The following is a 13,854-nucleotide window of genomic DNA, read 5'->3' as shown; positions in this document are numbered from 1 at the left end:
ATGGTGTGACCGGCGGGAAGTCGTTCGCGCGCGGCGCCACATCGCGCGCCATAAGCAGCGGTTAGGTGTCCGATAACCATCGAGTATGAAAGTGCGGCGCCCGCCGGCGTTATCATGGCGGGCGTCGTCGTTTTCGCGGAGTCTCTCGCGGCGCGACAGGATTCGCATCAATCATCAGAACAATAAATGACCTCGACGTCCGAACGCTCTCCCGTGCTGCCCTCCGAACACGTCCTGCTGGGCATTCTCGGTCTGTTCATGATGATCGCGCCCGCTTCCACGGATATGTATCTGCCCGGGTTGCCGACGATACGTCACGAACTGGGCGCCGGCGCGGCGGCCACGCAACTCACGCTCTCCTACTTCTTTCTCGGCTTCGCCTTCGGCCAACTCTTCTGGGGGCCGCTTGCCGACCGCTTCGGACGCCGCAAGCCAATGGCCGCCGGCATCGCGCTGTACATCTTCGGCAGCATCGGCTGCGCGTTTGCGGACAGCATCGATCACATGATGATGTGGCGTTTCGTGCAGGCGCTGGGCGGATGCGCGATGCCGGTGATCGCCCAGGCCATCGTGCGCGACGTCTATGGGCCGCGCAACAGCGCGCGCGCGTTTTCGATCATGCTGCTCGTGATGAGCGTAGCGCCCATCGTCGCACCGCTGGTGGGCGCTCAGATACTGCGCTTCACCACATGGCGTGCGATCTTCGGCATTCTCGCGGTCTTTGGTGTCGGGGCGTTGCTGGCGCTGTGGCGGTTGCCGGAGACCGGGGCTGTGAACGGCCGCCAGGCCGGTGGGCCGCGCGCCGTGCTGATGTCGTACTGGTATTTGCTGCGCGACCCGCATTTCATCGGCTACATGGTGGCGGGCGGCGCGGTCTTCGGTGCGTCGTTCACTTACATTACCGGCACGCCGCTCGTGTACATGGAGTTTTTCCACGTCTCGCCGCAGGTCTTCGGCGTGCTGTTCGGCATCAATATCGTGGGTATGGCGGCGATGACGGTGCTCAATTCGCGCCGCGTGGGGCAACTCGGTCCCTATCGGTTGATGCGGATCGGCATCATCGGATGCGCGATCGTCACGACGCTGCTGTGCGCGACGGTCTGGTCCGGCCTCGTGCTGCTGCCGTTGATGGTCGTGATGCTGTTCTTGTTCATGTCGTTGCGCGGCATCATCACGGCAAACTCAGTGGCGGGCGCGCTGGCGAATCACCCGACACGAGCGGGCGCGGCGGCGGCGCTCGTCGGCAGCGTGCAGTACGGCGCGGGATTTGCCGCAGGCGGTCTGCTCGGCCTGCTCAACGACGGCTCGCCACGACCGCTTGTCACCGTCATGTGGGGTTTCGCCGTGCTGGCGCTGATCGCCATGACGACGATGTTGCGCAAGCCGCAAGGCGCTCACTGAAAACGAAAGGGGCGCCGCAGCGCCCCTTCGTCTTGCCGTGCAACGGGTCCTGGCCTTACAGCGCCAGCACCAACTTCTTGCCACAGGCGCGCGAGCAGCAGGACATCATCTTTGTGTTGGCATCGCGCTCGGTGCGTGTGAGCACCACGTCGCGGTGATCCACCTCACCCTCCAGCACCTGCACTTCGCACGAGCCGCAAAGTCCTTCCTCGCAATCGCTCTGCACGTCGATATTCGCGGCGCGCAGCGCGGTGAGCAGCGTCTGATCCGCCGGCACCGTGACCGTCATGCCGGAGTCCTTCAGCACGACGTCGAACGCATGCTCCTTCTGCGGATCGAGCGTGCCGAGTTGCGACTGGAAGTGTTCGACACGCAGCGTGTCCTCCGGCCAGTGCGCGCTGCACTGCGCCAGTGCGTCGAGCATGCGCACCGGACCACAGGCATAGACTTGCGTGCCCGCTTGCGGTGTCGAGAGCAGGCTCGCGTAGTCGGCGCGCTGCCCCTCGTCCTTGACCCACAGATGCAGGCGCTCGCCGTGCAAGGCCTGAAGTTCGTCGATCAGCGCCATCGTGCGACGGCTGCGGCCGCTGTAATGGATCGCGTAATCGATGCCCAGCGCCTTGGCGCGGCGCGCCATCGCAGCGATCGGCGTCACGCCGATGCCGCCCGCGACGAAAATCGCGCGTGGCGTCGACTCATCGAGACGGAAGTGATTGCGCGGGCCCCGAATGCGCAACCGGTCGCCAACGCTCACCTGCGTGTGCACCCAATTCGAACCGCCACGGCCTGCCGGCTCGTGCAGCACCGCGATCTCCAGCGCGCCGGCGTCCGCGGGATCGCCGCACAGCGAATATTGGCGCGACAGCCCAGTCTGGCCGCACTCGATGTCGATGTGCGAGCCCGGCGCCCAGCGCGGCATGGCGCGGCCGTCGGGGGCGACGAGGCGCAGTTTGACGATGCCCTCGGCCACGGGCGTGACGGCCTCGACCACGACCGGACGCGTTACGCTGTGTCCGGACGGCTCGCCGATACGCACCGGCGACCGGCGCGTCAGCACCGTCGGATCACGTCGCTCGGGGTTGTGCGCCGGATCCCATTCGACGAAGACGTGCTCGGGGCCACGGAACGACGTATTCGGCACATAAGTGAACGTCTGCTGCGCGAGCTTCATCTGCGGCAGGCGGCGCGTAAATTCTTCAAGGAAGATCTGCATCTCCATGCGGGCGAGATTCTTGCCCATGCACTGATGCGAACCGTAGCCGAACGTCAACTGGTCGCTGGCGTTTTCACGGCGAATGTCGAACAGATCGGCGTCGGCGAAGTGCGCTTCATCGTGGTTTGCTGACGACGTGACGATCAGCAGCTTCGACCCGGCGGCGATTTCGATGCCGCCGATGTTGACGTCCTTCGTCGCGAGACGTCGCCACGCCGCGACCGAGCCGTTGTGACGCAGGCATTCTTCCACCGCGTTCGGAATCAATGAGGGGTCTTCGCAAATCTCGCGCCACACATCCGGATGCGAGAGCAGCAGTTTCATGGCGTTTACCGTGGCGTTGGCCGTGGTCTCGTGCGCGGCCACGATGCCCGCCATCATCATCGAATGCAGATACGAATCCGTGACGACTTCCGGGTGCGTCTTCTGCTTGCGAATGCCGTATTGCATCCAGCCCGGGCCGTCCGGGTTCTGGCGCATTTTATCGAGAATCTTGCCCGCGAGCTGCCAGAAGTTGCCCACGGCGTGCGCCACCGCAACCTGCTCTTCGGGTTTCGGACGTCCCCAGGTATTGACGGTATGCGCAATCGAATACTCGCGCAGCTTGTCCATGTCCTCTTCGGGCACGCCGAGGAAGTGCAGCGCCACCGTGAGCGGGACTTCCCACAGCATCTGGTCGACGAGATCGGCGCGGCCGTCGTCGATGAAGCGGTCGACGTACTCACGCGCGAGCTTGCGCACCAGCGGTTCGTGATGCCGGAGATGCTCCGGCGTGAACGGCTCCATCAGCACGCGGCGGCGCGGCATGTGGGCCGGCTCGTCTTCGTTGACGAGCGTGCGATTGAGCGCGAAGCCGTAGGACGCGAGTACGGCGTTGGCCTCGGGGCCGGTCGGCGTGATCTTCTCGAGCGCAATCGACGGGCTGAAGGTGATGTTGTCGCGGAAGATCGCCTTGATGTCGTCGTAGCGCGTCACCACCCAGTAGCCGAGCTTCGGGCTGTAAAACACCGGCTCCTGCTCGCGCGCCCAGCGCACATACTCCGGCGGGTCTTGCTGATAGCCGTCCTCGAACGGATCGAACTCGGCGGCGCGCGCGCTCACCGGGCAACCGTTCGGCGCCGTGTGTGCCGACGTCTGATGAAAGGGGCATCCGCCCGCGCCGGCAGGCACGCCGGGGGTGGCATTCGGGGTGGGGGAAATCGTCTGGCTCATCCGCTCGCTCTCTGAGACTCTCTATATCATTCCAGCCTGTTCCAGGCTGTTCCAGGCCGTTCCTGCGCGTTCCTGCGCGTTCCTGCCCGTGCCGGACCGCTCAGGTGCTTCCCGGCTCGTGTTGGCGCGTTCAGGCATTTTCATGCGTCGCCCGTGTCGTGCCGGACATGCGCGACGCTCACCATGGATCCAGTGTAGAGGAGCGTCGCCATCAGGGCAGCGTGCGTCAGACGATCGCTGGCGCTTGCGCCCAAAGCCGGCCGGGACGTCGCCTCATTCCGACGTGATCCGCCGCGCGCCGGGGGCATCCCCGTCACGCTTTCATCGTCTCTGTGTTCATTGGGCGTAAATATAATACGCATAGCGTAAATGCGTAGACTGGGGTTAACCTCTAGACTGGTTGACACGAGGCAACGCGGATTTGCATCTTAAAATCTCGCCGATGACGACAAGCAAACGACTTACAGCAGGCCTCCCGCGAAGCGCGGCTGCGCTTTCCCGTACGACGAGCGGCACGGAGGACTCTCCCGCCGCCGTCCAGAACGCTACCGACGCGCCTCGTGAGCGGGGCCGCCGACAGCGCGTGCAATCGGCCGAGACCGGCATGGTCGTGCTTAAGGGGCTGGCCCGTCTGGGCGGTCGCGCGAGTCTGACGGCGCTCGCCCTGCACGTGCAGCAGAGTCCCGCCAAAGTCCACCGCTATCTGATGAGCCTCGTCGAAGAGGGACTCGTCGCGCAGGACGCCGACTCGCAGCAATATTTCCTCGGGCTCGAAGCGATGCTCATCGGCGTGGCCGCCATGCGGCAGGCCGACCCGGTGCGTGCGGCCGAGCCTGCGCTCGTTCGTTTGCGCGAGGCGTTCGACGTCACCTGTTTCATCGCCGTGATGGGGAACAAGGGCCCGACCATCGTGCGATTCGAAGAGCCGGGGCTGCCGGTCACGATCAACGTGCGGATCGGCTCGGTGATGTCGGTGCTTTGGTCCGCCGCCGGCCGAGTTTTCCTCGGCCTGCTCGACGACCCGCAAGTGCTGGCGATGGCCGAGAGCGAGTGGGCGCAGGCCACGCCCGAGCATCGTGCGCAACTCGATGCGCACGACCCCATCGGCACGCTGCGGGCGTCGGTGCGCGACGCCCAGGGGGCGAGCGTGCGCGACACCAATCTGACCGGCATCAGTGCAATTGCGGCCCCGGTCTTCAATTACGACGGCCGTCTCGTCGGCGTGATTACGGCGCTCGGGGCGACGGGCGGTTTCGATGCCCGCATGGACAGCCCCATCGGTCAGGCCGTGCGTCGGGAGGCGCTGGCAGCAAGTCACGCGCTGGGCTACCGTCCGCCACTCCCTGCGAGCGCCTGACGCGTCGATACCCGGCGACGCTGGCAATGCCGGGCAATATCCGTCGATATTTCCCGGTCTGCAACACTCCCTCGCCGTTCGTTCGGCTCACCCAAGGGCGTTAGTCACGTGCGTGGCCAACGTTCTTGGGCAGGTTCCCCCCTCGAAACCCACCAAAACGAGCGGATTCCCACGCATTTGTCACTCCTTTAGCGTAGACGCTTGTGCTATCATTTGATAATGATTCTCATTAACAAATGAAGGATGGTCGATGGCCCATCGTCTTGAGGTATGGGCGCCGCGTCATCGCCGATCCTGTCTGTGGAGGTCGTAATTGTTGATGTTGAAACGAACGGTCGATTCGACACCGCGCGTCGCATCGATTCCGACACCTTCCATGACTTACGTGCCGCTCGGGCAATTCGGACAGGGCGACCGGAAGCTCACGGGTGGCGCGCAAAAGCGTGCGCTGGCGAGCAGCGATATCGAGGCGCTAGGGGGCGAAGGGCGAACCGCCGACACGGCGCGGACTCGCGGAGCCTCGTCGCCGCAATGCGGTGCCGACGAGCTGTGGCTGTGGCGGTTTTTGCTCGCCGGTCGTCCGTTCGGGGCGACGGGCTCGGCAGCGGGCGGGCCGGACGATGGCGCGACATGGCTGTCAGGCACCGAGCACGCGCTCGCGCGACGTCTGCCGCGCACGCAGATGCGTCATCGCTTCCTCTCGGAGCGCATCGCCCTTCGCTGGATCTTCGGCCGCTGGTTCCGTTGCACGCCCGCGCAGGCGCCGGTGCCGCCGGCGACACCGGGCGTGTCGTCGCTGGAGTGCGACGGCCCGCACGGCAAGGTCTGGATCGACATGGCGCACGCGGGGCTGTGGTTGTTCGTGGCGATGGGGCAGTGCCCGGTGGCGTTGGCCGCGCATGCGCCGTCCCTCCCGGGGACCGACGAAGGCGTCTCGGGGATCTCGCCCGCCGGCGCCCCGGGGGCGTCTCCGGTTGCGCTCGACCCGTTTGCCGTGGCGCGCGACGCCGCGCATCGCGCATGTCTTGCCCGTCTGGCCGGCGAGGGCGAGGCGTTGGCCCGTGGGGCGGATATTCCGTTGCTTGCACATCCTTACGTGAGCGTGCCTTACGCCGGACGCACGCGCTATCTCTACGACATGTCCGTCAGTTCCCGTCTGACGGTGGTGGCCGCACGCGACAGCATCGTGCATCGGATGCGGGCATTCGGTTGGCAGAACTGACGTTCGCTTTTTGTATTTGTAACGGCGCATATATGCATATGCTGCGGCGCAAGGGCAGGGGGCCTGAATTTGCGCTATTCTGGCCGGCTGCATGATTTGTCATTTCGTCACCCGTCATCGACTTCCTGGAGAAGACGCTTATGCGCCGTCGATCGCTCGCATCGCGCCCTACACTCGCCATTGTTCTCACTGCGCTCGCCCTGCCGCTGGTCCCGCTCGCAGCACATGCCAAACCGCTCACTGTCTGCACGGAAGCCAGCCCCGAGGGGTTCGATGTCGTGCGTTATAACTCGCTGACCACGACCAACGCGTCAGCCGACCCGGTGTTCAACCGTCTGGTCGACTTCGATGCCGCGCAAGCCAAGGTCGTGCCGAGTCTGGCAACGAAGTGGGAAGTCAGTCCCGACGGTCTGACCTACACATTCACACTGCGCCAGAACGTCAGCTTCCACAGCAACGAGCTTTTCAAGCCCACGCGCGCATTCAATGCGGACGACGTGGTCTTCACGTTCGATCGCATGCTCAACGACAACGCGCCGTGGCACAAGCTCACGCCGTCGGGTTTCCCGCATGCGCAATCGCTCTCGCTGGGCAAGCTGATCAAGTCGGTACAGAAGGTCGACGACAACACCGTGCGCTTCACGCTCGCCGAGCCGGACGCCGTCTTCCTGTCGATGCTGTCGATGGGCTTCGCGTCGATCTACTCTGCCGAGTATGCCGACAAGCTCGTTGCCGCGAACAAGACCGACGAACTCAACGCGCGTCCGATCGGCACCGGTCCGTTCGTCTTCCGCAGCTATCAGAAGGACAGCGTAGTGCGCTTCGAGGCCAACAAAGCGTACTTCGGTGGCGCGCCGGCGTCCGAGCGTCTCATCTTCACCATCGTGCCGGATGCCGCCGTGCGTGCGCAGAAGGTCAAGGTCGGCGAATGCCAGATCGCACTGTCGCCCAAGCCGCTCGACGTGCAGGCCGCGCGCAGCGACAAGGCGCTCAAAGTGGTCGACACACCGGCGTTCATGACGGCGTTCGTCGCCATCAACACGCAGCACAAGCCGTTTAACGACGTGCGTGTGCGTCAGGCGCTGAACCTTGCGTTCGACAGGCCGAGCTACGTCAAGCAAGTGTTCGAAGGCACGGCCACGCCGGCCGTCAACGTCTACCCGCCGAACACGTGGAGCTATGCGAAGACCGTGGCGGACTATCCGCACGACATCGAGAAGGCGAAGAAGCTGCTCGCCGACGCCGGATTCCCGCAAGGCTTCGAGACGACGATCTGGACGCGTCCGTCCGGCAGTCTGCTCAACCCGAATCCGCGCGTGGGTGCCGAGATGCTGCAAAGCGATCTGGCAAAGATCGGCGTGAAGGCGCAGATCAAGACGGTGGAGTGGGGCGAGCTGATCCGTCGCGGCAAGGCGGGCGAGCACGACCTGCTGTTCATGGGCTGGTCGGGCGACAACGGCGATCCCGACAACTTCCTCACGCCGCAGTTCAGCTGCGCGGCCGTCAACTCGGGCACGAACTTCGCCCGCTTCTGCGACGCCAATCTCGACAAGCTGATCAGCGAAGGCAAGCGTACCCCCGACATCGCCACGCGCACCGCCAAGTATCAGGCGGCGCAAAAGACGATCAAGGACGACGCGCTGTGGATTCCGCTCGCGCACCCGGTCGTCTCGGTGATCACGCGGGCGGACGTGTCGGGCTACCGCGTGAGTCCGTTCGGCCGTCAGGACTACTCGGCCGTGAAGGTCAAGTAAGTAGGCGCCGACGCGCCGTTGACGTTGACGGCGACCGACCGAAAGAAAGCCATGCCCGGATGGGCATGGCTTTTTTGTTGTGCGGGCCGCCTGGCGGGCTTGGGTGACGTCAGGCGTGCGGCGCGCTCTCGGCTTCCCCGATCCGGAACACCTGCGACAGATCCAGATCCGCCATGCCACGGTCGACGGCATCCTTGAGCAGACGGCGTACCTCGGGCAGCACGCGCTGCACCGTCGCGCTGGTGTGCGCCAGTTCGGCGATGGCGTCGAGATCCTTGAGGATCACGCGCACGGTGCCGGTGGCGAAGTCGGGCGGCGCGACCATGCGCGGCCACAGCGTTTGCATCAGCACGGAATCGGCCCAGCCGCCTTGCAGCGCCGAGGGCACGGCCGCCGTGTCGATGCCGCTGCGCTTGGCCAGCACGAAGGCCTCGGCCAGACCGGCGAGCGTCGTCGCGACGATGGCCTGATTGGCGAGTTTCGTGGTCTGGCCCGCGCCGATGTCGCCCATGCGCGTGACGCGCGACGAGAAGGCGCGCAGCACCGGGGTGACGGTCTCGATGGCGTTTGCCGGGCCGCCGGCCATGATCGCCAGCGTGCCCGCTTCGGCGCCGCCCGTGCCGCCGGATACGGGGGCGTCGATCCAGACGCTGCCGGTGGCTTGCGTCCAGCGCCCGGCCAGATGGCGTGTCAGGGCGGGGGAGAGCGTGGAATGGTCGACGATGAATCGCGGCGGTGTGGCGGCATGCACGAGTCCGTGCTCACCGAACACGACGTCCTCGACAGCTTTGCCGTCGCCCAGACACAGCAACGCGATATCGACGCATTCGCCCAGCGCCTGCGGCGTCACGCAGGCGATGGCGCCGGCATCGAGCAGGGCGGCGAGTTTGGCGGTGGAACGGTTCCAGACGGCGACGTCGTGACCGGCGGCCAGCAGTCGCCGCGTCATCGGTTCGCCCATGCGGCCGATGCCGCAAAAGCCTACGCGTGGGGTAGTCATCAAATCGAGTCCTCGTGGGTTGGCGTCTCCCCGATCGACGCCTCGCAGCGCCATGGCACGGCCCCGAATGCGCGAGCGCTTCGTTCTTTTTCAGTGCCCCGCCCAGGCGGCCACGCGAGCATGGTGTGGCGTCGGCGGCTCACACGGCTCGCGCGGCGAGGGCTCGGTCGGAGAGTTCGACGTCGAGCTTACCCTTGATTGCGTCGATGTGGAGGGTATCCCCGTCCCGAAGCCTGCGAATCGGCCCGCCGGCAGCGGCCTCGGTCCGACCTCGCCGACCGATGTCGATGCCGACGCGGCGCGTCTGCGGCGGATCAGGGTTTGCGCTTGCTGCCAGCACTGACGCGACCGCCGGCGGGCTTGCCGGTGGATCTGACGGTGGATTTGCCGGCGGACTTGCCGGTGGACTTGCGCGAGCCCGGCGCCGGTTTGCCTGCCGGCGGGTTGCGCGCCTTCTGCACGCTCTGCACACTCTGCGGCGTCTGCGTTTTCTGCCCCTGCGTCGCCTGCGGGAATTTAGGCTTCTTGGGTTTTTTGGGCTTCTTGATCACCTGACCGGTCGCGCTGGTTTCCGGCACACGATGCTCGGCCTCGAAGCCCGGCGTTTCCTCGCGGGGCAACGTTTGCCGGATCAGCGCTTCGATCGCGGCGAGTTGCGGCGCTTCGTCGGCACATACGAGGGACACCGCCACACCGCTCGCGCCTGCGCGCCCGGTGCGGCCGATACGGTGCACGTAGTCTTGCGCCACGATCGGCAGATCGACGTTGATCACGAGCGGCAGATCGTCGATATCCAGGCCCCGAGCGGCCACGTCGGTCGCCACGAGCATGTGGACCTCGCCCGTCTTGAAGCGCTCCAGCGCGCGCAGGCGCGCCGGTTGCGGTTTGTCGCCATGGATGGTGTCCACCGAATAACCCGCCGCTTCCAGTACCGCCGCAAGGTAATCGACGCCGTTGCGCGTTTTGGCGAAAACCAGCGCATGTGTCCATTGGTTCTCGGCCACGAGGTGCATGAACAGGTCGGGCTTGTTGCGCTTGTCCACGGGCACCACCCATTGCTTGATCCGGCTGGCAGTGGCATTGGGCGCGCTGACGCTGACATTGACCGGACTGCGCAGAACGCTTTGCGTCATGGCGCGAATGTCGTCGGTGAATGTGGCGGAGAACAACAGGGTCTGACGTTTGGCCGGCAGGGCAGCGAAGACGGCATTGAGTTCGCGCGCGAAGCCGAGGTCCAGCATGCGGTCGGCTTCGTCCAGCACCAGCGTCTGCACCTGATCGAACTGCACGGCATTCTGGCGGTTGAGGTCCAGCAGCCGGCCCGGCGTGGCAACGAGAACATCCACCCCCTTGCGCAACTTCATCATCTGCGGATTGAGACTCACGCCGCCGTAGGCCGCGAGAAATCGCAGGTCGAGGCCTTTGCCGTACGCGATAAAACTTTGCAGTACCTGCTCGGCCAACTCACGCGTGGGCACGAGCACCAGCACGCGCGCACGATTGCTGGACACGGCCGGGCCGTGCTGCACCAGCCGCTGCAACAGCGGGAGGGCGAATCCCGCCGTTTTGCCGGTGCCGGTTTGCGCTTCGGCCATGACGTCCTTGCCGCTGAGTACCGCAGGAATTGCCTTGGCCTGCACGGGGGTGGGCGTCTGGTAATTGAGATCCTGCAAGTTCCGCAGTAACGGATCGATCAGGCCGAGCGAGGCAAAAGACATGGACGGGTAGCTTTCGGGCGAAAACCGCAATTCTAGCGGCTAACTAACAGTTAGCTAACGGTTAGCTAACCGTTATCCAGCGGTTGAGTTCCAGCGGTTAGTGTGCCGATCGCCTCACGCATGAATGTCTCGACCTGCCAGGCCCCGGCGAATCGCCACTCCGTCAGGCAGCGTTCGCCGCGGATTGTCCGGTGTAACGCTTGCCCGGCGCGCTGTGGCTCAGACCGCCCGACATCCGTCGACGCGCGGCGTCGTACGCGGTCCACTCGTCGCCGTCTTGCAGCGGCGGGATGGTGACGGCTTCCCCCTGATCGAGTCCGGACAGCGCCGCGTCGACCAGATCGGCCGACGTCATCAGCCATTCCTGCGGCAACTCGCTGTGCGACTTGCCTGCCACATCCCAGAACTCGGTGACGGTCGCGCCCGGGAGCACGGCCTGCACGCGCACGCCCGTGTCGGCGAGTTGGTGCTGCAACGATTGCGAGAACGCGAGCACGAAGGCCTTCGAGCCGCCGTACACGTCGTTGAGCAACTCGGGGGCGATGGCGACGATGGAGGCGATGTTGATCACGGTGCCGCGTGCGCGCGACACGAAGCCCGGTACGGCAGCGTATGTCAGGCGGGCGAGCGCGGTGATGTTGACTTCGATCATGTCGGTCATTTGCTCGACGTTCGCGTGCAGCAACGGGGCGACGGCGCCGAAGCCGGCATTGTTGACGAGCGTGTCGATGGTGGCGTCCTCACGCAACCGCGCTTCGACGATGGCCTGGCCTTCGCGGGTCGAGAGGTCGGCGCTCAGAATGTCGACGTGACGACCGGTCTCGGCGTGGATGCGCTGGGCGACATCTTTCAGACGCGCCGTGTTGCGAGCGACGAGGATCAAATCGTGTCCACGGCGGGCGAGACGGTCGGCGTAAATGGCGCCGATGCCCGACGACGCGCCGGTGATCAGGGCGGTGCCCGGGGTCGCTTGAGTGGTATGGCTCATGGTAATTCCAGTTCCTGTTCGAGAGGTCTTCGGGGCGTTGGGTCTTTGGACGCCGGTGGCGTCGTCAGACGGTGAGACGACGGCGATGCCATGTCGCCTCGTCGATGCCCTTCAGTTTGGTACGCGCGTGAACTGTCTCAAATGACTGGAAAACCTCTTTTTAAGACAAATTTGTCCGACACCTGTGCGGAGCGCCGACTACAATCGACGCATCGGTCGTCCGTCGCGTGGCGTTCTGGTCGTGCGTGGGCGATGGCTCGTATGCCGACGCGCGTGCCAGCCACTCGGCATCGAACGGCGATCTTTCCGCGCCAGGCATCCACCTTTTCAGTCATGACAAAACGTATCGCGTTGGTGGTGTATCCCGGGTTCCAGATGATTTCGCTGGCGGCCATATCGGTGTTCGAGATCTCGAATTTCGGGCGCGACGAGCCGCTTTACGAAGTGCAGATCGTCTCCGTCGACGGCGGTCTGGTAAAGGACTCGGCCGGTATTTCGGTCGCGACGGAAGTCATCGGGCGACATCACTACGACACGGTGCTGGTGGCGGGCGCGACGTATGTCGTGCCGACGGAGCCGGAACTCGTCGACGCGCTAAAACGCCTCGCACCCACGGTGCGACGCATCGGCAGCATCTGCTCGGGCGCCTTCGTGCTCGCCGACGCCGGTTTGCTCGATGGCCGGCGCGCGACCACGCACTGGGGGCAGGCCGCAGCGTTGCAGCAGCAGCATCCGGACGTGGTTGTCGAGGACGACCGTATTTACGTCAACGACGCAGGGGTATGGACGTCGGCCGGCATGACGGCGGGCATCGATCTGGCGCTCGCGTTGGTGGAGGCCGATTACGGCAGCGAAATCGCCCGTGAAACGTCGCGTATGCTCGTGGTGCACTACCGGCGTACGGGCGGGCAGTCGCAGTTCTCCACGCTCTCGACGCTGGAACCCACGTCGGATCGGGTGCGCGCGGCGCTGGCTTACGCCCGCGAGCACTTGCGCGAACCGCTGTCGGTCGAGCAACTCGCCGCGCAGGTGCATTGGAGCGCGCGCCACTTCAGCCGGGAGTTCACCTCCCAGACGGGACTCACGCCGGCGAAGGCCATCGAGAAATTGCGCCTTGAGGCCGCGCAGGCGTTGCTCGAAGCCGGAGAGTCGTCGATCTCACGCGTCGCGAACGTGACAGGGTTCGGTGACGACGAACGCATGCGCCGCGCGTTCGTGCGCACACTCGGCAAGCCGCCGCAGGCATTGCTGCGCGAGGCGCGCGAGCGCATGCGTGCCTGACCCTCTGCCGGCGGGACACGCCGCATCCCCATGTCATGCGTCTTTCGGACGCGGCTCACGAGGATCTCGCTCGTAACGCTGAGTCGCCGTTCGTCGGCCATCGCCTTTGTAAGCGTTTCATGAACGATACGTTTTCGGCGGTGCGCCTCCCGATGTCTCGCAAATTGAGCTATTAATTCTTTCTAAATCAATGATTTAGGTCGTCTGGCACGGAATTCGCGTATGTGAATCGTGTATGGCGAAGCGCCAACCCGGATTCTCCGCAGGCAGTTGGCAAAGGATGCCTGTGCCTCGATGCACGGGCGGGTCTCCTATTGCCCGCGTTTTCCGCTGATGCGCGCTCGTCGTAACGCTGCACTTTCTGGCGGAGTGCGGCGTGTTCCGAAGTGAGTGTGTGCGCGGGGAGGGGACCATGAACGGGTTCAAGGCGACTTTGGTAGGGGCTGCCGCAGCGGCGATGCTGTGCGGCATTTCGATTAACGCATCGTACGCGGCCGGTGGTGGGGGTGGGCGCGGGGGTGGCGGCGGTATCGGTTTTGGCGGTGCCGGCGGCAGCGGTAATGGTCTGGGCGCGTTCGGCGGCCCCAGCGGTCCGGGCGGCGGCATCGGTATCGGTGGTGCTGGCGGTTGCGGCTGCGGTGGCCACAGCGGCGGCGGCCACGGTGGTGGCGGCGGTGGTGGCGGTGGTGGCGGCGGTGGTGGCGGTGG

Annotated in this window: 11 protein-coding genes; 6 read left to right on the top strand and 5 right to left on the bottom strand. The window is 65.2% G+C overall.

The window, feature by feature from the left end:
• Positions 1-186: 186 nt before the first annotated feature.
• Positions 187-1,401: a multidrug effflux MFS transporter gene (locus PAN31108_RS24455; RefSeq protein ID WP_150671357.1), complete on the top strand. Its 1,215-nt coding sequence runs from the start codon at positions 187-189 to the stop codon at positions 1,399-1,401.
• A 55-nt stretch (positions 1,402-1,456) separates the two neighbouring features.
• Here PAN31108_RS24455 and PAN31108_RS24450 read toward each other — a convergent pair whose 3' ends face one another.
• Positions 1,457-3,826 carry a cytochrome P450/oxidoreductase gene (locus PAN31108_RS24450; RefSeq protein WP_246184130.1) on the bottom strand — a complete coding sequence of 790 codons (2,370 nt, stop codon included), beginning with the start codon at positions 3,824-3,826 and terminating at the stop codon, positions 1,457-1,459.
• Positions 3,827-4,268: 442 nt separating this feature from the next.
• Here PAN31108_RS24450 and PAN31108_RS24445 point away from each other — a divergent pair, with 442 nt between their 5' ends.
• The 3 genes from PAN31108_RS24445 (at position 4,269) to PAN31108_RS24435 (ending at position 8,159) form a co-directional block, all read left to right on the top strand.
• On the top strand, positions 4,269-5,183 hold the full coding sequence (locus PAN31108_RS24445) for an IclR family transcriptional regulator (RefSeq protein WP_150671356.1): 915 nt from the start codon (positions 4,269-4,271) through the stop codon (positions 5,181-5,183).
• A 376-nt stretch (positions 5,184-5,559) separates the two neighbouring features.
• Positions 5,560-6,405: a 4'-phosphopantetheinyl transferase family protein gene (locus tag PAN31108_RS24440; RefSeq protein ID WP_150671355.1), complete on the top strand. Its 846-nt coding sequence runs from the start codon at positions 5,560-5,562 to the stop codon at positions 6,403-6,405.
• Positions 6,406-6,545: 140 nt separating this feature from the next.
• Positions 6,546-8,159, top strand: coding sequence for an ABC transporter substrate-binding protein (locus tag PAN31108_RS24435; RefSeq protein WP_150671354.1), 1,614 nt, complete (start codon positions 6,546-6,548; stop codon positions 8,157-8,159).
• Between the two features lie 109 nt (positions 8,160-8,268).
• On the opposite strand, the gene PAN31108_RS24430 is transcribed toward PAN31108_RS24435, so the two are convergent.
• From PAN31108_RS24430 to PAN31108_RS24415, 4 genes are all read right to left on the bottom strand, one after another.
• Positions 8,269-9,159 carry an NAD(P)-dependent oxidoreductase gene (locus PAN31108_RS24430; RefSeq protein ID WP_150671353.1) on the bottom strand — a complete coding sequence of 297 codons (891 nt, stop codon included), beginning with the start codon at positions 9,157-9,159 and terminating at the stop codon, positions 8,269-8,271.
• 139 nt (positions 9,160-9,298) lie between these two features.
• Positions 9,299-9,499 (bottom strand): dihydroxy-acid dehydratase domain-containing protein, encoded by a 201-nt coding sequence (locus PAN31108_RS24425; RefSeq protein ID WP_150671352.1) that lies wholly within the window; start codon positions 9,497-9,499, stop codon positions 9,299-9,301.
• Positions 9,474-10,877: a DEAD/DEAH box helicase gene (locus PAN31108_RS24420; RefSeq protein WP_150671351.1), complete on the bottom strand. Its 1,404-nt coding sequence runs from the start codon at positions 10,875-10,877 to the stop codon at positions 9,474-9,476. Before PAN31108_RS24420 ends, PAN31108_RS24425 begins: the two co-directional genes overlap by 26 nt.
• Before the next feature lie 163 nt (positions 10,878-11,040).
• Positions 11,041-11,865, bottom strand: coding sequence for an SDR family NAD(P)-dependent oxidoreductase (locus PAN31108_RS24415; protein WP_150671350.1), 825 nt, complete (start codon positions 11,863-11,865; stop codon positions 11,041-11,043).
• Between the two features lie 333 nt (positions 11,866-12,198).
• Between PAN31108_RS24415 and PAN31108_RS24410 the strand changes: the two genes are divergently transcribed.
• Entirely contained in the window at positions 12,199-13,146 is a 948-nt protein-coding gene (locus tag PAN31108_RS24410) for a GlxA family transcriptional regulator (protein ID WP_150671349.1), read from the top strand.
• A 412-nt stretch (positions 13,147-13,558) separates the two neighbouring features.
• A partial coding sequence (locus PAN31108_RS26550; protein WP_217426358.1) for a hypothetical protein occupies positions 13,559-13,854 on the top strand: 296 nt, incomplete at its 3' end.

It is taken from the genome of Pandoraea anhela, assembly GCF_902459655.1.
Taxonomy (GTDB): Bacteria; Pseudomonadota; Gammaproteobacteria; order Burkholderiales; family Burkholderiaceae; genus Pandoraea; species Pandoraea anhela.
Note: the sequence above shows the minus strand (reverse complement) of the source record. Positions and strands in the feature narration are given on the sequence as shown.

Bases quoted from the DNA above. Each gene is read 5' to 3' on its own strand.
- PAN31108_RS24430 (WP_150671353.1), bottom strand. From the start codon at position 9,159: ATGACTACCCCACGCGTAGGCTTTTGCGGCATCGGCCGCATGGGCGAA.
- PAN31108_RS24455 (WP_150671357.1), top strand. From the start codon at position 187: ATGACCTCGACGTCCGAACGCTCTCCCGTGCTGCCCTCCGAACACGTC.
- PAN31108_RS24450 (WP_246184130.1), bottom strand. From the start codon at position 3,826: ATGAGCCAGACGATTTCCCCCACCCCGAATGCCACCCCCGGCGTGCCT.
- PAN31108_RS24435 (WP_150671354.1), top strand. From the start codon at position 6,546: ATGCGCCGTCGATCGCTCGCATCGCGCCCTACACTCGCCATTGTTCTC.
- PAN31108_RS24410 (WP_150671349.1), top strand. From the start codon at position 12,199: ATGACAAAACGTATCGCGTTGGTGGTGTATCCCGGGTTCCAGATGATT.
- PAN31108_RS24440 (WP_150671355.1), top strand. From the start codon at position 5,560: ATGACTTACGTGCCGCTCGGGCAATTCGGACAGGGCGACCGGAAGCTC.
- PAN31108_RS24445 (WP_150671356.1), top strand. From the start codon at position 4,269: ATGACGACAAGCAAACGACTTACAGCAGGCCTCCCGCGAAGCGCGGCT.
- PAN31108_RS24415 (WP_150671350.1), bottom strand. From the start codon at position 11,865: ATGAGCCATACCACTCAAGCGACCCCGGGCACCGCCCTGATCACCGGC.
- PAN31108_RS24420 (WP_150671351.1), bottom strand. From the start codon at position 10,877: ATGTCTTTTGCCTCGCTCGGCCTGATCGATCCGTTACTGCGGAACTTG.